General features: G+C 35.1%; 21 protein-coding genes. 18 read left to right on the top strand and 3 right to left on the bottom strand.

All coding sequences use genetic code 11. The features are described 5' to 3' along the window. Positions 1-13: 13 nt before the first annotated feature. From metG to AC3B6G_RS04460, 8 genes are all read left to right on the top strand, one after another. A complete protein-coding gene (gene metG, locus AC3B6G_RS04425) occupies positions 14-2,044 on the top strand; it encodes a methionine--tRNA ligase (protein ID WP_489849207.1) in 2,031 nt (676 codons plus the stop codon). 63 nt (positions 2,045-2,107) lie between these two features. Next, a complete protein-coding gene (locus AC3B6G_RS04430; RefSeq protein WP_489849208.1) occupies positions 2,108-2,881 on the top strand; it encodes a TatD family hydrolase in 774 nt (257 codons plus the stop codon). Then, a complete protein-coding gene (rnmV, locus tag AC3B6G_RS04435; RefSeq protein ID WP_489849209.1) occupies positions 2,882-3,448 on the top strand; it encodes a ribonuclease M5 in 567 nt (188 codons plus the stop codon). It begins immediately after the preceding gene. Further along, positions 3,441-4,331: a 16S rRNA (adenine(1518)-N(6)/adenine(1519)-N(6))-dimethyltransferase RsmA gene (gene rsmA, locus AC3B6G_RS04440; protein ID WP_489849210.1), complete on the top strand. Its 891-nt coding sequence runs from the start codon at positions 3,441-3,443 to the stop codon at positions 4,329-4,331. Before rnmV ends, rsmA begins: the two co-directional genes overlap by 8 nt. Before the next feature lie 191 nt (positions 4,332-4,522). Continuing rightward, positions 4,523-5,374, top strand: coding sequence for a 4-(cytidine 5'-diphospho)-2-C-methyl-D-erythritol kinase (gene ispE, locus AC3B6G_RS04445; protein ID WP_489849211.1), 852 nt, complete (start codon positions 4,523-4,525; stop codon positions 5,372-5,374). Between the two features lie 89 nt (positions 5,375-5,463). Further along, positions 5,464-6,288, top strand: a complete 825-nt coding sequence (gene purR / locus AC3B6G_RS04450; RefSeq protein ID WP_489849212.1) for a pur operon repressor — start codon at positions 5,464-5,466, stop codon at positions 6,286-6,288. Positions 6,289-6,309: 21 nt separating this feature from the next. Next, positions 6,310-7,686, top strand: a complete 1,377-nt coding sequence (gene glmU / locus AC3B6G_RS04455; RefSeq protein ID WP_489849213.1) for a bifunctional UDP-N-acetylglucosamine diphosphorylase/glucosamine-1-phosphate N-acetyltransferase GlmU — start codon at positions 6,310-6,312, stop codon at positions 7,684-7,686. 104 nt (positions 7,687-7,790) lie between these two features. Next, positions 7,791-8,771: a ribose-phosphate diphosphokinase gene (locus AC3B6G_RS04460; RefSeq protein ID WP_489849214.1), complete on the top strand. Its 981-nt coding sequence runs from the start codon at positions 7,791-7,793 to the stop codon at positions 8,769-8,771. A gap of 56 nt (positions 8,772-8,827) precedes the next feature. Here the strand turns inward: AC3B6G_RS04460 and yidA are convergent, their stop codons facing one another. Further along, positions 8,828-9,640: a sugar-phosphatase gene (gene yidA, locus AC3B6G_RS04465; protein ID WP_489849215.1), complete on the bottom strand. Its 813-nt coding sequence runs from the start codon at positions 9,638-9,640 to the stop codon at positions 8,828-8,830. Then, complete coding sequence (locus tag AC3B6G_RS04470) at positions 9,640-11,004, bottom strand: HD domain-containing protein (RefSeq protein WP_489849216.1); 1,365 nt, start codon at positions 11,002-11,004, stop codon at positions 9,640-9,642. Before AC3B6G_RS04470 ends, yidA begins: the two co-directional genes overlap by 1 nt. A gap of 156 nt (positions 11,005-11,160) precedes the next feature. On the opposite strand from AC3B6G_RS04470, the gene AC3B6G_RS04475 reads away from it, so the two are divergent. The 5 genes from AC3B6G_RS04475 to AC3B6G_RS04495 all read left to right on the top strand — a co-directional run bounded on the left by AC3B6G_RS04475 (position 11,161) and on the right by AC3B6G_RS04495 (position 15,797). Beyond that, a complete protein-coding gene (locus AC3B6G_RS04475) occupies positions 11,161-11,601 on the top strand; it encodes a YwiB family protein (protein WP_489849217.1) in 441 nt (146 codons plus the stop codon). A 66-nt stretch (positions 11,602-11,667) separates the two neighbouring features. Further along, positions 11,668-12,213 carry a DNA-directed RNA polymerase subunit delta gene (rpoE, locus tag AC3B6G_RS04480; protein ID WP_489849218.1) on the top strand — a complete coding sequence of 182 codons (546 nt, stop codon included), beginning with the start codon at positions 11,668-11,670 and terminating at the stop codon, positions 12,211-12,213. Between the two features lie 168 nt (positions 12,214-12,381). After that, entirely contained in the window at positions 12,382-13,992 is a 1,611-nt protein-coding gene (pyrG, locus tag AC3B6G_RS04485) for a CTP synthase (protein WP_489849219.1), read from the top strand. Positions 13,993-14,163: 171 nt separating this feature from the next. Beyond that, the gene (murA, locus tag AC3B6G_RS04490; protein ID WP_489849220.1) at positions 14,164-15,441 is read left to right on the top strand and encodes a UDP-N-acetylglucosamine 1-carboxyvinyltransferase; all 1,278 of its coding nucleotides are present in this window, start codon (positions 14,164-14,166) and stop codon (positions 15,439-15,441) included. 107 nt (positions 15,442-15,548) lie between these two features. Beyond that, positions 15,549-15,797 (top strand): type B 50S ribosomal protein L31, encoded by a 249-nt coding sequence (locus AC3B6G_RS04495; RefSeq protein WP_489849221.1) that lies wholly within the window; start codon positions 15,549-15,551, stop codon positions 15,795-15,797. Between the two features lie 39 nt (positions 15,798-15,836). On the opposite strand, the gene AC3B6G_RS04500 is transcribed toward AC3B6G_RS04495, so the two are convergent. After that, complete coding sequence (locus tag AC3B6G_RS04500) at positions 15,837-16,307, bottom strand: low molecular weight protein-tyrosine-phosphatase (protein WP_489849568.1); 471 nt, start codon at positions 16,305-16,307, stop codon at positions 15,837-15,839. A gap of 88 nt (positions 16,308-16,395) precedes the next feature. Between AC3B6G_RS04500 and AC3B6G_RS04505 the strand changes: the two genes are divergently transcribed. The 5 genes from AC3B6G_RS04505 to cshA all read left to right on the top strand — a co-directional run bounded on the left by AC3B6G_RS04505 (position 16,396) and on the right by cshA (position 21,939). Further along, positions 16,396-16,974 (top strand): LemA family protein, encoded by a 579-nt coding sequence (locus AC3B6G_RS04505; protein ID WP_489849222.1) that lies wholly within the window; start codon positions 16,396-16,398, stop codon positions 16,972-16,974. Between the two features lie 9 nt (positions 16,975-16,983). After that, the gene (gene htpX, locus AC3B6G_RS04510) at positions 16,984-17,886 is read left to right on the top strand and encodes a zinc metalloprotease HtpX (protein ID WP_489849223.1); all 903 of its coding nucleotides are present in this window, start codon (positions 16,984-16,986) and stop codon (positions 17,884-17,886) included. A 72-nt stretch (positions 17,887-17,958) separates the two neighbouring features. Then, positions 17,959-18,738 carry a hypothetical protein gene (locus AC3B6G_RS04515; protein WP_489849224.1) on the top strand — a complete coding sequence of 260 codons (780 nt, stop codon included), beginning with the start codon at positions 17,959-17,961 and terminating at the stop codon, positions 18,736-18,738. 118 nt (positions 18,739-18,856) lie between these two features. Further along, positions 18,857-20,236 (top strand): UDP-N-acetylmuramoyl-tripeptide--D-alanyl-D-alanine ligase, encoded by a 1,380-nt coding sequence (locus tag AC3B6G_RS04520; protein WP_489849225.1) that lies wholly within the window; start codon positions 18,857-18,859, stop codon positions 20,234-20,236. 155 nt (positions 20,237-20,391) lie between these two features. Then, entirely contained in the window at positions 20,392-21,939 is a 1,548-nt protein-coding gene (gene cshA / locus AC3B6G_RS04525) for a degradosome RNA helicase CshA (RefSeq protein ID WP_489849226.1), read from the top strand. Positions 21,940-22,027 lie beyond the last annotated feature (88 nt).

Genomic DNA, 22,027 nt, shown 5'->3' on the forward strand with positions numbered 1-22,027 from the left:
GGAAGCATCTTCCATGGAAAAACCTACATTTTACGTTACTACGCCAATTTACTACCCATCAGGTAGATTACACATTGGTAATTCATACACTACTTTAGCTTGTGACGCTTTAGCTCGATATAAGCGGGCCAAAGATTTTGACGTTTTCTTTTTGACAGGAACTGATGAACATGGTCAAAAAATTGAAGAAAAAGCTGAAAAGTTAGGTCAACATCCACAAGAATATGTTGATAAAATGGCTGCTAACATTAAACAATTATGGAAGACCTTACACATTACGAATAATAAATTTATTCGAACTACAGATGATTATCATGAAAAAGCCGTTCAAAAGATTTTCCAACAACTACTAGACCAAGGTGATATTTATTTGGGTGAATATACCGGTTGGTATTCTGTTTCTGATGAAGAATACTTTACTGAATCTCAATTAGCTGAAGTTAATCGGGATGAAAATGGAAAAGTAATTGGTGGGAAAGCACCTAGTGGCCATTCAGTTGAATTGGTTCATGAACAATCTTATTTCTTTAAGATGAGTAAATATGCTGATTGGTTATTACAATACTACAAGGATCATCCTGACTTTATTCAACCAAGTTCACGGATGAATGAAATGATCAAGAACTTTATTGAACCTGGTTTGGAAGATTTAGCTGTTTCTAGAACTAGTTTTAAATGGGGGGTTCCTGTTAAATCTAATCCTAAACATGTTGTTTATGTCTGGATCGATGCGCTATCTAACTATATTACAGCGTTAGGTTATGATAGTGATGATGATTCCTTATTTAAGAAGTATTGGCCTGCTAATGTTCATATGGTTGGAAAGGAAATCGTTCGTTTCCATGCTATATATTGGCCAATTATTCTTCATGCTCTTGGATTAGAAGAACCTCATCATATCATTGGTCATGGCTGGTTATTAATGAAGAACGGTAAAATGTCTAAGTCTAAAGGAAATGTTATTTATCCTGAGACTTTAGTTGACCGTTACGGATTAGATGCTACTCGTTACTACTTAATGAAAGCTGTACCTTTTGGTAATGATGGTTCATTTACGCCAGAAGACTTTGTTGATCGAATCAACTATGATTTAGCTAATGATTTAGGGAACTTATTGAACCGGACCGTTGCGATGATCAATAAATATGAAGATGGTGTCATTCCAGCGTTTGAATCTAACGTTACAGCTTTTGATAAAGATCTTGAAGCCACTTCTGCTGAAGTAGTTAAAGAATACATGCATGATATGGATACGGTTCATTTCTCTGATGCATTAAGTGATGTTTGGAAGTTAGTTGCTCGAACTAATAAGTACATTGATGAAACTGAACCATGGAAATTAGCTAAAGCTGAAGATGATGACTCAAAGAAGAAGTTAGCTGCAGTTATGGCTCATTTAGCAGCTAGTTTAAGGGTTATTGCGTTATTGATCAGTCCAGTAATGCCGGAAGCACCAAGAAAGATTTTTGAACAACTTGGTTTTGCCGAACATCCACTTGATTTAACTAATGTTAAGATTGAAGATTTACCTAAAAATAGTCATACAGTCAAAAAGGGAACGCCAATTTTTCCAAGATTAGATGCTGATGAAGAAGTTAAGTTCATTAAGGATCAAATGACTGTTTCTGATAAAAAGAAGGGCCGTGCTGCTCAACAAGCTGCTGCAGCTAAGAATTTTGATCCAACTACTACGGTTTTGAAATCAGATAAAAAAGAAGTTCGATTTGATAAATTTGAAAAGGTAGAATTAAAAGTTGCTCAAGTGATTGATGTAAATCCAGTTGAGGGTTCCGATAAGTTACTTCAATTTAAGTTGGATGCTGGTGATGACGGGTATCGTCAAATTCTTTCTGGAATTGCCCAATTTTACCCTGACTATAAAAAATTAGTTGGTAAAAAAGTATTAATTGTTGGGAACTTAAAACCTCGCGAAATGATGGGACACGTTAGTCAAGGAATGCTATTATCTGTTCAACATGATGATGGCAAAGTTGAATTAACGATTTTACCCGAAACGTTTGAAAATGGTGCAACATTAGAATAGTAAAATAATTAGTCATTGGTTCATTTTTGAATTGATGACTATTTTATTATAAGGAGGATATTTATGAAGATTTTTGATTCGCATACTCATTTTAATGATGCTTTTTTTGCTGACAAAATTCCTGAATATTTAGAACATGCTAAAAAATTAGGAGTTGTGAGAGTTAATAATGCTGGATCTAATCCTGATTTGAACCAAAAAGCGGTTGAATTAGCTCACCAATATTCAGAAATGTATGCTATTGTTGGATTTCACCCAGAAGATGCTTATTTATTGAATGATGAAACTGAAAAAACGTTGATTGAGCAATTAAAAGATAAAAAAACAGTCGGCCTTGGTGAAATTGGGCTGGACTATCATCAAAATAAGGTTAAACACCATGCGCAAAAAATTGCATTTGAACGACAAATTGAGATTGCTAAACAATTACACATGCCGATTCAGGTTCATAATCGGGATGCGTTTGAAGACACCTACCAAATCTTAAAAGAACATCATATTGAAGATGTTGGTGGTGTGATGCATAGCTTTAATGGGGGCCCAGAATGGCTTGAAAAATTTCTAGATCTTGGAATTGATGTTTCATATAGCGGGGTTGCAACTTATAAAAGTGCTCATGATGTGCATGCATCTGTAAAACAAACGCCGCTTGACCGGATGTTGGTTGAAACGGATGCTCCATATCTATCACCAATTCCATTTCGGGGTGAAGACAACGAACCGGCTTTCACTTTATATACAATCGAGGGAATTGCTAGATTACGTGATGTTAATCCTGATGAAATTGCTGCGGCAACTTATCAAAATACGTTGCGGCGGTTTAGAATCGAGGAGTAAATGAAAAAAATTAAAGAAGTAATCGTTGTAGAAGGTAAGGACGATACGAAACGAATTCAAGCTGCTGTGGATGCGGATACTTTAGAGACTCAAGGTTCAGCAATCAATCAAGAAACGATTGATTTGATTCAACGCTTACAAGATCAACGTGGCGTAATCGTGTTTACTGATCCTGATTTTTCTGGAGAACGGATTAGAAGAATCATTATGCAAAACGTTCCAAATGTTAAGCATGCCTTCATTAATCGAAACTTAGTTCAAGCTCCTCACCATAATGGTTCTTTGGGTGTTGAACATGCAAGTCCAGAAGCCATTCGTGAGTCATTATCACAGGTTTATACTGAAGAATTAGATTCAACACCGCAAATTAATGAAAAGAAATTAATGGATTGGAATTTAATGGGCGGACCAGGATCAAAAGCCCGCCGTCGAGAATTATGTACAATTTTAAACATTGGGTACGTTAACGGAAAACAGCTTTCGCGCCGTTTAAGTATGTTTGGAATTGATCAATCAACGGTTAAAAGAACGGTTCAAGAAATGGACGGGGGATTAAATAATGAGTAACGAATTACCAGCAGTTGGTTCGCCAACTAGAACTTTAGCAATTTTAAATCGTTATCATCTATCGGCAAAAAAAAGTTTAGGACAAAATTTTCTAACTGATTTAAATGTTTTAACGCAAATTGTGGATGCAGCTGAAATCAATGATGAAGATAATGTTATTGAAATTGGTCCCGGAATTGGAGCATTAACTGAACAATTAGCTTTGCGAGCTAAAAAAGTGGTGGCTTTTGAAATTGATCAAAATCTGTTACCGGTCTTAGATGATACATTAGCTCCTTATAATAACGTTAAGATTATTAACCAAGATATCTTAAAAGCTAATTTACCCGAAGTAATGCAAAATGAATTTGGTACGGATCAACATGTTAAAGTGGTTGCTAATTTACCTTATTACATCACAACGCCCATCATTATGAATTTGTTAAATGAACCAGTTGATTTTGATAATATTGTTGTAATGATGCAAAAAGAAGTGGCTGATAGATTGTCAGCCAAACCTTCCACCAAGCCATATAGCTCATTATCAGTGGTAATTCAGTATCTACATCAAGTTAAAATTGCCTTCGGTGTTTCACATCGTTCATTTATTCCGGCCCCAAAGGTTGATTCTGCAATTGTGATGTTAGAACCACGTGGTCAATTTGAGAACAAAGTTTTTAGTGAAACGGTTTTTATGAAATTTGTAAAGGGATGCTTTTTACATCGCCGGAAGACAATGTGGAACAATTTGACTGGTTATTTTGACAAAACACCAGAAACAAAGGCTAAAATAGAATCTGTTTTGAACACCTTGTCTATTGATAAGGGAATTCGTCCAGAAAAACTAACGGTTGAAGATTATGTTAATTTAACAAATCAATTCCATAAAATTGGAATGCTATGATTAATAAACCCTAATGATATGAAAGTATCTTAGGGTTTTATTAAGTTTCTGATATATTTGTTCATGTTTTTGATTTGAAACTTTAAATTCATTTCGCGACCTTACTTTTAACTTTAAATTTAGTATAATGATATTAATATCAAGCTGATTTAAGTCATCTAAATTTAAGCGTCAGATGGAGAGGTGAAATAATGCGGATAATTGAAAAAGCAGCGGCAAAAGTTAATTTGGGATTAGACACCCCTTATATTCATTCTGATGGATTACCAGAATGGAACATGGTTATGACCTCAATCGATCTAGCAGATCGAGTAGAAGTGATAACTGAAGATATTGGTGATACTATTCAAGTTCATTCTGATAGTGGCTTTTTACCGGAAGATCATCGGAATTTAGCTTATCAAGCCGCTTTAATAATGAAAGAGCATTTTAATTTGCCAGGGAGTTTTTTTATTAATATTACGAAACAAATTCCTGTTGCAGCAGGTCTAGGCGGAGGATCTTCAGATGCCGCAGCGGTGATGCGCGCATTGAATCAAATTTTTGGGCTAAATTTGAAAAAAGAAGAATTAGCTGAGATAGCACTACAAGTTGATTCTGATGTTCCATATTGTATTTATAGTCAAACATCACAAGTTTGTGGTAGAGGAGAAAAAGTTACACCGATTCCCAAACTTCCTTCAATGTGGTTTATTATTGTTAAACCTAGTTTAAGTGTTTCTACCCCCAAAATCCTTAATCAAATTAATTATGATCGGCTTCAACATCCGAATATTAATGCATTATTGGACAAAGCCCGTCAGCAAGACTTTGATGGAATGGTAAATTATATGGGAAATGCTCTTGAGGGTCTTTCTAGTCACTATCACCCCGAAATTAAAGAAATTAAAAAACGAATGTTAGCTTTTGGGGCGGAAGCTTCCCAAATGAGTGGGACTGGACCAACCGTATTTGGTGTCTGTAAAAAATACAGTCGTGCAAAACGAATTTTTAATAGTCTGCAGGGTTTCTGTAAGGAAGTTTATTTAGTGAGACCTTTATAAAAAGTAAAGAAAATTAGATTTTGCTGTAGAATACGAACATTTATGATAAAATCAAATTATAAATTTACTTTTAAGGAGAAGAGTGGATATTGAAATCAAAAAGAAGTAATCGTCTTATTGATATGACGAGCTATTTATTAGATAATCCGCACACATTAATCTCATTACCGTTTTTTGTGAAGCGTTATGAGTCTGCTAAATCTTCCATTAGTGAAGATTTAGTGATTCTCAAGACGACCTTTGCAGAACGTGGAATTGGACTAATTAAAACCATTCCAGGAGCGGCTGGTGGAACGATTTTTCAACCGACAATGCTTGAGGAAGAAGCCCAATCATTTATTGCTGAACTAGAGGATCAATTAAATGATGACCAACGTTATTTAGCTGGTGGTTATTTATATATGGCAGATATTATGAGTTCATCCAAAAACTTGAAAAAAATTGGACGGATGATTGCAACGAAATACGTTGATAAAAAAGTTGATGCCGTGATGACAGTAGCGACAAAAGGGATTCCAATCGCTCAAAGTGTTGCAGAAGAATTGAATGTTCCGTTCGTGGTTGCTCAGCATAATTCAAAGATTACTGATGGTTCAACGATCAGTGTTAATTATATTTCTGCATCCAGTAATCAGATTAAAAGAATGGTCCTTTCTAAACGAAGCTTAAGTAAGGGATCAAATGTTTTAGCAATTGATGACTACTTAAAAGGTGGTGGAACGATTGCTGGAATGACGACCTTGATTCAAGAATTTGATTGTAATTTAACGGGCGTTGCCGTTTTAGCGGAACAAGCTGGAATCGATCGAAACTTAGATCCAAATTCGTATACATCATTATTAAAGGTCCAAATGGACAACAATCAAATTAAGGTTAACGATGGGAATTACCTCGAAACAATCTATAATCATTAATATTAAGGGGATTTAACAACAATGAATACGAGAAATACGATTATTTTAGCAGCTGGTAAGGGAACTAGAATGAAGTCTAAATTATACAAGGTTCTTCATCGGGTCTGCGGTCGAACGATGGTCGATCATGTTTTAACACAAGTTGAAAAGACAAATATGGATAATGTTGTAACCGTTGTTGGTTATGGTGCTGAAGATGTTGAAAAAGAACTTGGAAATCGAACTAAATATGTAGTTCAAAAGCAACAATTAGGAACTGGGGATGCTGTTATCCAAGCCGAACCATTATTAAAAGATTTGGATGGAACTACCATGGTCGTTAGTGGTGATACCCCATTGTTCACGGCTGAAACTTTTGATAAATTATTTAAATATCATGAAGAAAAGAAATCAGCAGTTACGATTCTAACTTCAAAAGCACCTGATCCTACTGGATATGGTCGAATCGTTCGAAATGATCTAGGAATCGTTGAAAAGATTGTTGAACAAAAAGATACTACTCCTGAAGAAGCTAAAATCAATGAGATTAACACTGGAGTATATGTTTTTGATAATAAAAAGTTATTTAATGCTCTTCATCAAGTGAACAATAAGAATGCTCAAGGAGAATATTATTTAACGGATGTAATTGAAATCTTGAAGAAAGCTGGGAATCCAATTGCAGCTTATCAAATGAAAGATTTTGATGAATCAATGGGGGTTAATGATCGAGTTGCATTAGCAAATGCTACTAAGATCATGCAACACCGAATCAATGTCCATCATATGCAAGAAGGAGTTTCAATTATAAATCCTGATGCAACTTATATTGATGTAGATATTAAAATTGGTTCTGATACTGTAATCGAACCAGGGGTTCAACTCCATGGAAACACTACGATTGGTTCTAATTGTCGAATTGGGGCTAACTCAGAAATTATTGATACTAAAATTCATGATAATGTGCATGTCATTTCTTCATACTTACAAGAAGCTGAAATGATGGAGGGCTCTAACATTGGCCCTTACAGTCATTTAAGACCTAATGCTGTGATCGGTAAGAAGGTTCATTTGGGGAACTTCGTTGAAGTTAAGAAATCTGAAATTGAAGAGGGAACTAAAGTTGGTCATTTAACCTACATTGGGAATGCTCATTTAGGAAAACATATTAACGTTGGTTGTGGAGTTATCTTTGCTAATTATGATGGAGCTCATAAGCACGAAACGACTGTTGGCGATGATTCATTTATTGGTAGTAACTCGAACTTGATCGCACCAGTTAATGTTGAGGATCATACGTTTATTGCTGCCGGTTCAACCATTACTGATGATGTTCATCAATACGAAATGGCAATTGCTCGCCAACGGCAAACCAATAAGGCAGACTATTACAAGAAGTTACCTTATCGTGGTGAATAATCTAAGATAACTACTATATTCTTTTATATATTTATTGTAAAATAAATGTATAGGTTTTTAATTACCACGCAATGTTAGTTAAAAAGTTCTAAATGGAGGAAATTATGGCTGAACAAAAAATGGATCCTAATTTTAAATTATTTGCATTAAGTTCCAACCGTCCTTTAGCAGAAGCAATTGCTAAACGACTTGGTGTTGAAATGGGTAAGGCTAATATTAGTCATTTCAGTGATGGTGAGATTAAGATTAATTTGGATGAAAGTATTCGTGGAGATAGTGTTTACGTTCTCCAATCAACATCCGACCCAGTTAATGATAACTTGATGGAATTATTAATTATGATAGATACTTTAAAGCGTGCTAGTGCTAAAAATATCAATGTCGTGATTCCTTATTATGGATATGCTAGACAAGATCGGAAAGCTCAACCTCGCGAACCGATCACAGCTAAATTAGTTGCTAATATGTTACAAACTGCAGGTGCTGATCGGGTAATCACTGTTGATCTACATGCAGTTCAAATCCAAGGGTTCTTTGATGTTCCGGTCGATCATTTAATGTGTGCTCCATTATTAGCAGATTACTTCATCAGAAAAGGTTTTGATGATAATACGGTTGTTGTTTCACCTGATCATGGTGGAGTGGTTAGAGCTCGTAAATTAGCTGAATTTTTAAAAGCTCCAATTGCAATTATTGATAAACGTCGCCCTAAAGCTAACGTTGCGAAAGTTATGAACATTATTGGAGATGTTAAAGGGAAACGTTGTTTAATGATCGATGATATTGTTGATACTGCTGGAACAATTACTAAAGGTGCTCAAGCCTTAATGGATGCGGGAGCAGAAGAAGTTTATGCTTGTGCGACTCATCCAGTATTATCTGGTCCAGCAATTGAAAGGATTCAAAATTCACCAATTAAAGAAATGGTCGTTTCAAATACGATTCAATTACCAGAAGAAAAGAAAATTGATAAGATTACACAAGTATCAATTGCCCCATTAATGGCGGAAGCTATCGAACGAATCCATGAAAACCATGCATTAAGTCCTTTATTTAAAACTCGTTACGAAGAAAAGAAACAATAAAAAATCAAAATAAAAACCGTGTTGATTATTAAAATCAGCACGGTTTTTATTTTGAACTATTTTAATGCCCAGTTGTGAATGGCGTATGCAACTCCGTCTTCACTGTTAGGTTTTGTAACTTGATCAGCAACTGCTTTAACTTCGTCAATAGCATTGCCCATGGCAACTCCAAGCCCAGCAGCTTTAACCATGGAAACGTCATTTCCCTGATCGCCAATAGCCATTACGTTTTCTTTTAAATCCAAATGAAGTTGTTTAGCTAGTTCAGTTAATGTGTTTCCCTTGCTAGCCCTTTTGTTCATCATTTCTAGGAAAACAGGAGTTGTTTGAACAACATACATCCGGTCAATGATTTCCTTTGGAATTTGTGATTTTATAGCAGTAATTTTGTCCGGATCAGCAATCATCATGGTTTTAGTGACCGTGATATCTTTTGTGATTTCTTCCGGAGTTCGATATTTGATTGGCAGATTTACTAGGTTACTTTCATAGATGGTGTATGGACTAATATCACGATTTAGGGCATAGATACAATCAGGATTTTCAAATTGGAAATTAACCCCTAATTTTCGTGCTAATAGTTCTGTATCCATGAAGTCATCATGAGTTAACGTAAAGTGAGTGGTAACTTTACCATCAGCAGTTTGGGCCATAGCTCCATTGAAGGTAATGGCATATTCATCATTACCTGTAATGTTAAGAGCCTTTAAGTATGGAGCGGCACCGCTTAATGGACGACCGGTACATAATACAACTTTAATTCCCTGGTCGCGGGCTTCTTGAATTGCCGCTTTAGTATTGTCTGTTAGTAAGTCATCAGGATTTAATAACGTTCCATCGATGTCGATGGCAATTAGTTTAATATTCATTATTTTTTTGAATGCTCCTTGGTAATAATATGATCGTTATTGATATATGTTCTGAACTTTTGATAAAGTTTCCAGTTAGTATCGTGAACATCTTCAGATAAAATGAATTCACGAGGGAAGAAGAAACGGTCAGCGCCAACGGTTTTACCACTGATAGCACGAACTAAGTTACTAGCCTGTGATAGTTCGACCATTGAACCGTCAATATTCAATAGATAAATTGAACTATTGTCCATATCCCGTTTTGTTTGGTAGGCTTCATAGGGTAAGTTAAAACTTTCATCGATTGCAGTGTAGTATTCTGGATCAAAACCACCTTCAGCAACAATTTTTCTCATCTCAGGGATTCGATTAAAACTGGTTTTATCATATTGAACAGAGCCAAATGGATGCCGATTTAAGAACCGTTTTGAAAGATTTCTTAAAATAGGATCCTTAGATTGTTTCCAGTGAATCAAGTAGGTATTTAAAACCCCATCGTCTAACTGAAGATAGTCATTTAAAGTGAAATCATGTTTAAAGAATGGAATAAGTAAATATGGTTCCAAACTGGCTTCTAGTTTACCACTAAGATAAAGTTCCTTAGCTCGTTTTAATAAGTTAACTAAGATAACTTCCATTGAACGTGAAATGGCAACAAAGTCAACTTGGAGATACATTTGCATGCGACTGATCAAGTAATCTTCAATCGTATGTTTTCCAGACATATCGAAACAAATTCCTTTTTTATAAGGTCTCATGATTCTAATCATTCGAGATAAATCAAAATTACCATAATCAGTACCTGTATTATAAGAATCACGAAGTAAGTAGTCCATTCGATCTGCATCACATTGACTAGAAATTAATTGAACTACCTGGGGATTGGGATAGGTATGGTTAATTACGCTAGCGACCCGTTCTGGAAAATCTGGGGAAACGCGACGTAACACTTTATTGATTTTAGTAGTTGGTGAAGTAATAATTTCTTGGGTGATTGCTTCGTGATTGGTTTTAAATAAATGTTCAAAAGTATGGGAATAAGCACCGTGTCCAATATCATGCAGTAATGCAGCACAGAGGGTAACTAGTAATTCTCGATTGTCCCAACCACCATCATTTGGCTGTTGCGTCGGGAAATTTCTTTGAAAGTTATCACAGATTTGACGAGCAACTTCGTAAACACCTAGTGAGTGGGTAAAACGAGAGTGTTCAGCGCCAATAAATGAAAATGAGGCGGTTCCCATTTGACGAACTCGGCGTAGACGTTGAAACTCTGGTGTATCGATCAGATCCAGGATAACTTGATGTCGTACATAAATGTAGTTATGGATTGGATCGCGAAAAACTTTTTCTCGTGGTAACATTTGATTCGCATATGTCATTTCCTTTTCCCCCACTTGATATAATTGTATAAAATAACTTATATACCATTATAACTAAAAATCTTTTTAGTTACTATGTTTAGATGATTAAACTGTTATGATTAATGAATAGCGTCTATAATATAAATAATTATGAAATAAGAAGGGAACGATTAGATGAGTGAAGCAGAAGCTAAAACTCCAATTAGTGTCCATTTGGAGACCCATATCCTTCAAAATGACGATGTTGCTGATTTTAAGTATGATATGCCAGGACAAATGGTTAGAATGGGTGATTCGATTTACTTACGTTTCGATGAAGATGATAATCACGATGGTCAACCAGTCCCAGTTACCGTTAAAATTAATCATAATGGGGAAGTTAAGTTAACTCATTCTGGTGAAAATCGGATGCAGATGAATTTTATTGAAGGGAAACGGGTCCGATTTAATTATCATACGCCATTTGGAGTGATGCCAATCCATTTATTTACTCAAATATTGAATATTCAATATCAAGATAAACCATTTCGCGGGCAAATCGAAATTCACTATCAATTGGAAAATAATGGTGAAGTTGTCGGAAAATATCGGATGGAATTGCATTTTACGGCATAAACGAGTATCATAAGATAGTATGTAAAAATGGAATAATATGAATGTTTTGAAAGGACGTGCGCGATTTTGAATTTAAAAGCCTTAGATGGTAAAGACAAAAGCGAATTATCAATGGTTGAGGTTGCTCATGCCATTCTTGCCCAACATGGGGATGTCTTGTCGTTTGCCGATTTGACTAATGAAATTCAAAAGTACCTTGGTGATTCTGATGAAGAAATCAGAAAACGTTTAGCTCAGTTCTATACTGATTTAAATGTTGATGGTAGTTTTATTTCATTGGGTGATAACCTATGGGGACTTAGAACATGGTATCCATACGACTCCATCGATGAAGCCACTGTTCGTCCAGAAGATGAAGACGAAGACCGTCCTAAGAAGAAACGTCGGAAAGTAAATGCATTCTTAGCTGATGCCTCTGATGATGATGATGTGATTGATTATGACGATGATGATCCTGAAGATCAAGATGATGATTTTGATGATGATGACAGCGATGAAGATAGCGATGACGATTTTAATAACGTTGATGGTGATTCTCCATTAAGTGGTGATAATGGCCTTCCTCATCACATCCATAAGATTGATCCAGATGACGAAGAAGATAACGATTAATATTATCTTGACTGAACAAGTTAAATCTTGTATCATGTTGTTTGGGCGCCTCAGTTTTAACTGGGGACTTTGATCGAGTTAATTAAAAAACTGCTCCCTGTTCGTATGAATAGGGAGCTTTTCATTTTATGAGTGACCCTAAATCTTTATACTAAGGAGAAATTAATTTTGACTAAATATGTATTTATCACAGGTGGAGTTGTTTCATCACTAGGTAAGGGAATTGTTTCTGCATCAATTGGTCGGTTATTAAAGAACCGGGGCCTTAAGATTACAATTCAAAAATTTGATCCATATATTAATGTGGATCCAGGTACGATGAGTCCTTACCAACACGGTGAAGTTTTCGTTACTAATGATGGAACTGAAACCGATTTGGATTTAGGGCATTATGAAAGATTTATCGATAATAATTTAAATCAATATTCAAATGTAACGACTGGTAAGATTTATTCTGAAGTCTTAAAGAAAGAACGCCGTGGTGATTACCTTGGTGGAACGGTTCAAGTTATTCCACATATCACTAATATGATTAAGGATAAGATTATGCGTGCTGCAAAGACTACTGATTCTGATGTTGTTATTACAGAAATTGGTGGAACTGTTGGTGATATCGAATCATTACCATTCTTAGAAGCTATCCGTGAAATGAAGACTGAACTTGGTAGTGAAAACGTATTTTACATTCATACGACATTAGTTCCTTATTTGCATGCTGCTCATGAAATGAAGACTAAGCCTACTCAACATAGTGTTAAGGAGCTACGAGGATTAGGGATTCAACCTAATATGTTAGTTGTTCGTTGTGAAAAGCCAATTACTGATTCAATGAAGAAGAAAATTTCATTGTTCTGTGATGTTAAACCTGAAGCAGTCGTTCAATCTGTTGATTCTAAGACACTATTCTCAGTTCCATTGAGTTTGCATGATCAAGGAATTGATGATCAAATCTTAAATCACTTTGGAATTAAGGCTCCAGAACCAGATATGAGTGGCTGGAAGAAATTAGAACAACACGTTCTTCATCTTAAGAATGAAATTAATATTGGATTAGTTGGAAAATATGTTTCATTGCACGATGCTTATCTTTCAGTTATTGAAGCCTTGAATCATGGTGGATACGCTGTTGATGCAAAGATTAACTTAAAAATGATCGATGCTGCTCAAATTACGAAAGAAAACGTTGCTGATAAATTAAAGGGTCTTGACGGAGTCATTGTTCCCGGTGGTTTTGGTCAACGTGGAGTTCAAGGAATGATTTATGCAGTTCAATACGTCCGTGAAAACGATATTCCATTCTTGGGAGTATGTCTTGGGATGCAAGTTGCTACGATTGAATTTGCTCGAGATGTCTTAGGATATAAGGATGCTAACACGACTGAAATTGACCCAGATACTCAACACAATGTTATTGATATCATGGCTGATCAATCTGATTTAGAAGACATGGGAGGAACACAGCGTTTAGGTGCATACCCATGTAAATTAGTTCCTGGTACTGTAACGGCCCATGCATATGGTGATAAGAAAGAAATTTCTGAACGTCACCGTCATCGTTATGAATTTAACAATAAATTTAGAAAACAATTAGAAGCCAAGGGCTTGGTAATTGCTGGAACTTCTCCTGATGATCGATTAGTTGAAGTTGTGGAATTACCTAAGAAGAAATTCTTCGTTGCTGCTCAATATCATCCAGAATTTATTTCACGACCAACCCGTCCAGAAGGATTATTTAAAGCCTTCGTGGCAGCTGCAAATAAACAACATGGAAATGCATAACACAAAATAAAATGAAAAGTGATTAGTTTTGAACTAATCACTTTTTTTGTGTAAAAAAAATCTACATTTAAGAAGAAAAATGATATAATCAAAAGATAGTGCTTAAATTAAAAATAACTAAAATAAATTAAATTAAAAATAAAATATAACATTAATAAGTGAGGAATAATAATGAATAAGATGATTATTCACGGAGGAAAGCCCCTTTCGGGAAAGGTAACAATTGGCGGGTCTAAAAATAGTACGGTGGCGATTATTCCAGCAACTATTTTAGCAGATACACCAGTTCGTTTAGATATGGTACCTAACATTTTAGATGTTCATAATTTGATGCTGATTTTAGAGTCAATGAATGTAAAATCAGAATTTGTCGATGGCATTTTAGATGTTGATCCAACTGATATCATTGAAAGTCATTTACCAAGTAAAGCCATTAAGAGTTTAAGAGCATCATATTACTTTATGGGAGCTCTATTAGGGAAATTTCATCGTGCTAAAATTAGTTTTCCTGGTGGAGATAACATTGGTCCAAGACCAATTGATCAACACATGAAAGCTTTTAAAGCGATGGGTGCAGAAATTTCTGAAAAAAATGGCGTTATCACACTTGAAGCTGGTCCAGATGGAATTCACGGAGCAAACATCTTCTTAGATATGGTTTCCGTAGGAGCCACGATAAATACAATTTTAGTCGCTGTAAAAGCAAAGGGCCATACCGTAATTCGGAATGCTGCTAAGGAGCCAGAAATAATTGATTTAGCAACTTTTTTGAACAATATGGGTGCTAAGATTCGTGGTGCTGGAACAGATGTGATTAGAATAGACGGTGTTGATAAATTGGTAGCAAATAATACCCATACCATTATTCCGGATCGAATTGAAGCAGGTACATATTTATCACTAGCTGCAAGCATGGGAGAAGGAATCTTGATCAATAACGTTATTCCAGAGCATTTGGAATCCTTCATTGCAAAGTTGTTAGAAATTGGCGTTAAGCTTGATATTAATGAAGACAGTATCTATGTTCCTAAATCGTCTAATTTGAAGGGTGTTAAAGTTAAAACAATGCCATTTCCAGGCTTTGCAACGGATTTACAACAACCGTTAACGCCATTATTGTTCAATGCAAATGAAGATAGTGTAATCGTTGATACAATTTACCCTGAACGAATTAAACACGTCGAACAATTGACCAAAATGGGGGCTAATATTCGATATGATGCTGATCGTCAAGTAATCATTATTAGTCCTAGTGCTAAGTTAACTGGAGCTAAGGTAAGTGCTGGTGAAATCAGAGCCGGGGCTTCATTAGTGATTGCTGGTTTGATGGCTAACGGAGTTACTGAAATTGATAATGCTGATAATATTTTACGTGGTTATGATAACATCATCGATAAATTAACGGCTTTGAATGCCGATGTTGAATTACTGCATCCAATGCCAAAATAAGCCGAAAATAGTTTGATTATAGCGTTTATTAATGATATTATATTAAATGTTGTCGACTAATCGATAATCTATGACCATTGAGAGTCATGGCAAAGGAGCGATATATAATGAAAAAAGGAATTCATCCAGATTACCACCCAGTAGTATTTAAGGATTCAAGTACTGGTTACAAGTTTTTAACTGGTTCTACTTTAAATTCTGATCAAACTATCAAGTGGGAAGACGGTAACACTTACCCATTAATCATTGTTGAAATTTCATCTGATTCACATCCATTCTACACTGGACGTGAAAAGTTCACTCAAGCCGATGGTGCTGTGGACCGTTTCAACAAGCGTTATGGTTTAAAGAAATAATTCAATTATTTCAAAAACAAAAGCTTAGCTATTTAATAGCTAAGCTTTTTTCTTTTTGGATAACATATAATCAAGCCACTTTGGTAATGCTAATTCTAGCATATCATAAGTATATTCAAATCGATGGGTATACCAAGGATCTGGAATTGGTTCGTTTTGATGATCAGGTAAAATATTAAGACATAGGTGGATCTTATTACGACAATCAGGTGGGGCAATCCTTTGGAGATCTCTAACGTTTTGATGATCCATCGTAATGATGTAATTTGCCCATTTAAAATCTGCTGATTTAATTTGATGAGAAATCAGTCCCTTTTTACTAAGGTGATGCTTTTCTAAAACTTTTAGAGTTCCTGGCTGGGGTTGATTGCCTTCTTCTTCATCACTAGTTGCAGCTGAGCGAACTTTGAATTGGTCAGTAAGTTGTTTTTCTTTTATCATTTGGTTGAACATGGCTTCAGCCATTGGAGAACGACAAACGTTACCAAGGCAAACAAAGAGAACATTAATGATTGTAAAAACCTCCTTAAATTGATAGCTTAATCATTTAATATCTGATAATATAATATAACAAATTAATACGAAGGAGTTCAATGCTATGTGGATTGCAATTATTATTATTGCTATTTTAATTTTTATTTACGTCATGATTTACAATGGGTTAGTTAAGTCTAGGACATATGTTGATGAGGCATGGAGTCAAATCGATGTCCAATTAAAACGTCGGAATGACTTGATTCCAAACCTAATTTCAACGGTTAAGGGTTATGCTAATTATGAACAAGAGACTTTAGGTAAGGTTACTGAAATGCGAAGTCAATTGATTAAATTAGATGCCAATGGTGACCGCCAAGAAATGATGGAGTTATCTGATCAATTATCCAAAAGTCTAAAATCAATTTTTGCCGTTTCAGAAAATTATCCAGATTTAAAAGCTAATTCACAATTTCAACAATTAATGGAAGAATTAACTAATACTGAAAATAAAATTGCTTATTCACGTCAATTGTATAATTCGTCCGTTGCCAGTTTCGATATGAAAATTCAAACTTTCCCAACTAACATTGTAGCTGGAATTCATCATTTTTCTAAACGAGAATATTTACAAACGCCTGAAACGGAAAAACAAACACCTAATGTTAGTTTTGATGAATTTAAGGGCTTTGATAAGAAGTAGGGATGAAAAATGTTATTTGAACAAATTGCACGGAATAAACGCCGTACTTGGTACGTGTTGATCAGCTTTTTCTGCTTACTGTTGATCATAGGAGCTGCAGTAGGAAGAATTATGGCTGGTAATTTTGTTGCGGGAATTATAATTGCCGCAGTTTTAGGAATCATTTATACATTGATTATGATTAGTCAATCAATCGATGTGGTTATGCAAATGAATCATGGTCATGAGATTACACAAGAGGATCAAGCACCCCAATTATGGCACATTATTTCTGATATGGCATTAGTAGCTAAAATTCCAATGCCCCGTGTCTTTATCATTAATGATGATGCTCCAAATGCATGTGCAACTGGAATGAAACCAACCAATTCAGCTGTCGCTGTTACAACGGGTTTATTATCGATAATGGATCGAGAGGAACTGGAAGGGGTAATTGCTCATGAAGTTTCTCATATTCGAAATTACGACATACGAGTTTCAACGATTGGAGTCGCACTTTCAGCAGTTATTTCAATTTTAGTTGATTTTGGGAGTAATGCATTATTTTGGGGAAGTGGCAGAGATAAAGATGAAGATAATGGGAATAATATTTTAGGTCTTATTATTTCAATTTTAGTTATTATTCTTGGACCTTTAGCAGCAACGATTGCTCAGATGGCTTTGTCCAGAAATAGGGAGTATCTTGCTGATGCATCAGGTGTAGAATTAACTAGAAATCCATTAGGATTAATCGATGCACTTAAGAAGTTAGAACAAGATGAAGAGCCAATGAAAGAAGCCAGTCCTACAAGTGCTGGATTGTATATTAGTGATCCTTATCCTAAAAATGATGAAAATCATTTTTCATTTACGTCATTATTTGATACCCATCCTTCTATTCCAGACCGAATTAATCGCCTTGAAAAAATGTAATTTTCAACCCTTTTAAATGAAAAAGGAGTACAATATATCTTGTGAAATTTAAAAGGTATGTAGGTGAGAATTATGAGGGAGAACTTAATTTATATAAATACTAATTTAGTTCGAAATATGGTAGTTACAAAGGGAATCGAAGCAGCTGATTTTGTTAATGGAGTTAAAAGTCTTCCTGATAATGTTGTCCTTCTAAACGATGATCGAAAAAATTCTAATGGTTATAATACTCATACTCAGTTCAGTTTAATTGTTGGTAGTAATGCAATCCGTGATTATTTATTAGATAAACAGGTTAAAGGGAAACGGTTGATCGATTTTACTGATGAAGATGATTTGAATGTACTGTTAGATCGTGAAATTGCAGATTTATTATATCTAAGTCATATGACATCACCGTTATCATCACCTTTTTATTCAAAATTACAAAATCGCTATATTTATATGGATTTAGAATCAGGGTTCACAAAAACGTTTTATCGAAAGTTTTCTGATTTTAACCATGTTTTATGTATTAGTTTAAAACGACATCTAAGATCGACACACAATAGCATTAGGATGTTCAGTCGTCCATTAGTGATAAAAGACGTCCCGTTACAGATAATTAAACAGTTAATTTTATTAAGTGAAGATGGGTTAGTGATTGCTTTCGATCGTGAAAGCGAACAACGTCGCTTATATCAAATTCCGTTGATGATTGTTAATAATGTTGATCAAAAAACGAATTGGTACAATCCAAGTAATATTTATCAAGATGTTAAGCAAATTGGAAATCTAACGTATAATACGACCAATTCTAAGTGGAATTTAAATATCACAGATAAAAGAATTTTAAATGAAACAGACTTATAAAAGCAGATGAAGAATATATTCATCCGCTTTTTGTTTTGTAAAAGCCAAACAATCCAGTGATAGCCGATAAAGTGACTGTGTTATAATTAATATTAGATAAATGAATGGAGTCAAAATTATGAAAATGACAATTGCTGAAGTTGCAAAAGCAGTTTCAGCTTACAATGATGTTGTTGATTATCCAAACGTAAAGGTATCTAGTGTTGCATTTGATACTCGGAAACTAAAAGAAGGGGCACTGTTTGTTCCATTATCTGGTGAACATGATGGTCATGATTATATTAAATCAGCCATTGATAACGGGGCTAGTGCTACTTTGTGGAAAAAAGATCATCCTAATCCACCAAAGGGGATTCCAGTTTTATTGGTTGATGATCCTTTAGTTGCTCTTCAGGAATTGAGTGTTCATTATTTAAGAAAAATTAATCCAACGGTAATTGCAATAACCGGAAGTAATGGTAAGACAACTACTAAGGATATGGTCGCAGCTGTATTGGCTAGTCAATATAACGTTACAAAGACGAATGCGAATTTTAATAATGAAATTGGGGTACCGATTACCGTGCTCTCAATGGCAACAAATACGGAAATGTTAGTTGTTGAAATGGGGATGGATAGACCAGGACAATTGGACTTTTTAAGTAAATTAGTATCTCCAGACGTAGCGATTATAACGATGATTGGTGAAGCCCATATTGAGTTCTTTGGAACGAGAGATAAGATTGCTGATGCCAAATTAGAAATAACTCATGGTCTTTCTGAAGATGGAACGTTTATTTATAATGGTGATGAACCTTTACTCCAAAGTCGGGCAGCTGATGTTAAACAAGATCAGCTTACATTTGGAATTGACGATACAAGTACAATTTACGAAATTAGTAGTAAGGATACACCTAAGCAAACTAGTTTTAAGACTAATTTGTGGCCAGATGTCACCTTTAAGATCCCGATGATTGGTGATTATAATGTTAAAAATGCAATGGCAGCTCTATTAGTTGGTAGATTGTTCGAAGTATCTGCTAAAAATATGCAGATGGCGTTAAAACATTTTAAAATAACTGCTAATCGAACAGAATGGCTAACAGGAAATCAAGGCGAATCAATCTTAAGCGACGTTTATAATTCCAATCCAACTGCTTTAAAAGCAGTTTTAAAAGCTTTTTCTGATACTCCATTAGAAGCAAATGGGAAGCGAATTTTAGTATTAGGTGATATGCTAGAATTAGGTGATCGTTCTAAAGAGATGCATGCTTCAATTGCTAAGTCGATCAGTAGAGATTTATTTTCTGATGTTTATTTAGTTGGTCCTGATATGATGGCTTTAGACGAACAATTAAAGCCGGATTATGATGATAAACACTTACATCATTATCAAGCTGATCAATTAGATCAACTAACGGCTGATTTAAAGAAAATCATCACTCAAAATGATGAAGTGATGTTGAAAGCTAGTCATGGAATTCATCTTGAAAAAGTACTAGGTTCGCTAACAAAATAAAATTTTTATTGCGCTTTTGTGTAAAACAGTTTACGATAGTAAGATAGCTTGTTATTTGGACTTGATAAAATAATTGAATGATAAAATGGTGAACCGGATTGTTCAAATCATTCGTAACTTTATTTACCAAGTGATTTATTAGGAGGAAACAAGATTTGAAATTTACAGAATTGGGTCTATCAAAAGACCTATTAAAAGCAGTTGAAAGAAGTGGCTTTAATGAAGCTACACCAATCCAAGCAGAAACAATTCCATTGATTTTAAATGGTGATGATGTTTTGGGACAAGCCCAAACTGGAACTGGTAAGACTGCCGCCTTTTCATTACCTATTTTAGAAAAGATTGATGTTAATGATCCTAAAGTTCAAGCATTGGTAGTTTCACCAACCCGTGAATTAGCAATGCAGACTGAACGCGAAATGAAACGTTTTGGTCGTGAAAAAGGAGTTAAAGTTCAATGTGTTTACGGTGGTTCTGATATTCGCCGTCAAATTAGAGATTTAAAGCAAAAACCTCAAATCATTGTTGGAACTCCTGGGCGAATTTTAGATCACATTAATCGTCATACATTAAAATTAGGCAATGTTAAGCTTTTAGTTCTTGATGAAGCTGATGATATGCTTGATATGGGATTTCTGCCTGATATTGAAAGTATTATTAAACAACTTCCAGAAAATCGTCAAACACTACTCTTCTCTGCTACAATGCCTAATTCTATGAAGAAGATTGGTGAAAAATTCATGACCAATCCAAAAGAAGTTAAGATTAAGGCAAAGGAATTAACAACTGATTTAGTTGATCAATATTATGTTCGAACCCGTGAAGCAGAAAAGTTTGATTTATTAACGCGTTTTCTTGATGTTCAATCACCAGAAGTTGCCATTATCTTCTGTCGAACTAAACGAAGAGTTGATGAAGTTGGTCGTGGACTAGCCGCTAGCGGTTATCATGCCGCAGGACTACATGGTGATTTAACTCAACAACGTCGTTCTCAAATTATGCGTCAATTTAGATCTAAACAGGTAAACGTCCTTGTTGCTACTGACGTGGCTGCCCGTGGAATTGATGTTAGTGGTGTTACTCATGTCTTTAACTATGATATCCCTCAAGATCCAGAAAGTTATGTTCACCGAATTGGCCGTACAGGTCGTGCCGGACATCATGGTGTGTCAATTACATTTGTTCAACCAAACGAAAAGAGTTATCTTCGTGAAGTTGAAAAGTTAACGAAGACGAGAATGTTACCTTTGAAGCCTCCTTCGGAAGAAGAAGCTTTAAATGGTCAATTATCTAAAGTTAAGGGACAAATTAGTGAGTTAGTTCAAAAGACTGATACTGACAAATTTCTTAATACAGCAGAAGAATTATTAAGTAAATATTCTTCTGAAGATTTAGTAGCCGTATTATTGAATAAAATGACTAGAAATAGTGTTAAAGTTCGAATTACTCCAGAACGTCCATTACCAAACAAACATCATGGTAATGGTGGTGGTTACAGACGCGGTGGAAATCGTCGCCGTTATAATGGCCATGGTCGCGGTGGCAATGGATATCGTGGCAACGGTAGTAATCATCGTCGTACTGGTGGAAATAGTAGTAACTATCGTGGTAAGAACAATAACCATTCTGGAAAACGTTCCAACAATGGTGGACATTCTAAATCACATGTTAATAAATCTTTTAAGATTAAACCAAAAGATTAAGATAATTTGAACTAATTAAAAGAAGGCTTTTGGCAATATTGTCAAGAGTCTTTCTTTATACATATGTAATATGTGGTAAAATAATATA

The organism is Nicoliella sp. ESL1149 (genome assembly GCF_058107265.1).

What these genes read in the sequence shown, in the direction of transcription:
- metG (WP_489849207.1), top strand. Translation starts at nt 14, where the DNA reads ATGGAAAAACCTACATTTTACGTTACTACGCCAATTTACTACCCATCA.
- AC3B6G_RS04430 (WP_489849208.1), top strand. Translation starts at nt 2,108, where the DNA reads ATGAAGATTTTTGATTCGCATACTCATTTTAATGATGCTTTTTTTGCT.
- rnmV (WP_489849209.1), top strand. Translation starts at nt 2,882, where the DNA reads ATGAAAAAAATTAAAGAAGTAATCGTTGTAGAAGGTAAGGACGATACG.
- rsmA (WP_489849210.1), top strand. Translation starts at nt 3,441, where the DNA reads ATGAGTAACGAATTACCAGCAGTTGGTTCGCCAACTAGAACTTTAGCA.
- ispE (WP_489849211.1), top strand. Translation starts at nt 4,523, where the DNA reads ATGCGGATAATTGAAAAAGCAGCGGCAAAAGTTAATTTGGGATTAGAC.
- glmU (WP_489849213.1), top strand. Translation starts at nt 6,310, where the DNA reads ATGAATACGAGAAATACGATTATTTTAGCAGCTGGTAAGGGAACTAGA.
- AC3B6G_RS04460 (WP_489849214.1), top strand. Translation starts at nt 7,791, where the DNA reads ATGGCTGAACAAAAAATGGATCCTAATTTTAAATTATTTGCATTAAGT.
- yidA (WP_489849215.1), bottom strand. Translation starts at nt 9,640, where the DNA reads ATGAATATTAAACTAATTGCCATCGACATCGATGGAACGTTATTAAAT.
- AC3B6G_RS04470 (WP_489849216.1), bottom strand. Translation starts at nt 11,004, where the DNA reads ATGACATATGCGAATCAAATGTTACCACGAGAAAAAGTTTTTCGCGAT.
- AC3B6G_RS04475 (WP_489849217.1), top strand. Translation starts at nt 11,161, where the DNA reads ATGAGTGAAGCAGAAGCTAAAACTCCAATTAGTGTCCATTTGGAGACC.
- murA (WP_489849220.1), top strand. Translation starts at nt 14,164, where the DNA reads ATGAATAAGATGATTATTCACGGAGGAAAGCCCCTTTCGGGAAAGGTA.
- AC3B6G_RS04495 (WP_489849221.1), top strand. Translation starts at nt 15,549, where the DNA reads ATGAAAAAAGGAATTCATCCAGATTACCACCCAGTAGTATTTAAGGAT.
- AC3B6G_RS04505 (WP_489849222.1), top strand. Translation starts at nt 16,396, where the DNA reads ATGTGGATTGCAATTATTATTATTGCTATTTTAATTTTTATTTACGTC.
- htpX (WP_489849223.1), top strand. Translation starts at nt 16,984, where the DNA reads ATGTTATTTGAACAAATTGCACGGAATAAACGCCGTACTTGGTACGTG.
- AC3B6G_RS04515 (WP_489849224.1), top strand. Translation starts at nt 17,959, where the DNA reads ATGAGGGAGAACTTAATTTATATAAATACTAATTTAGTTCGAAATATG.
- AC3B6G_RS04520 (WP_489849225.1), top strand. Translation starts at nt 18,857, where the DNA reads ATGAAAATGACAATTGCTGAAGTTGCAAAAGCAGTTTCAGCTTACAAT.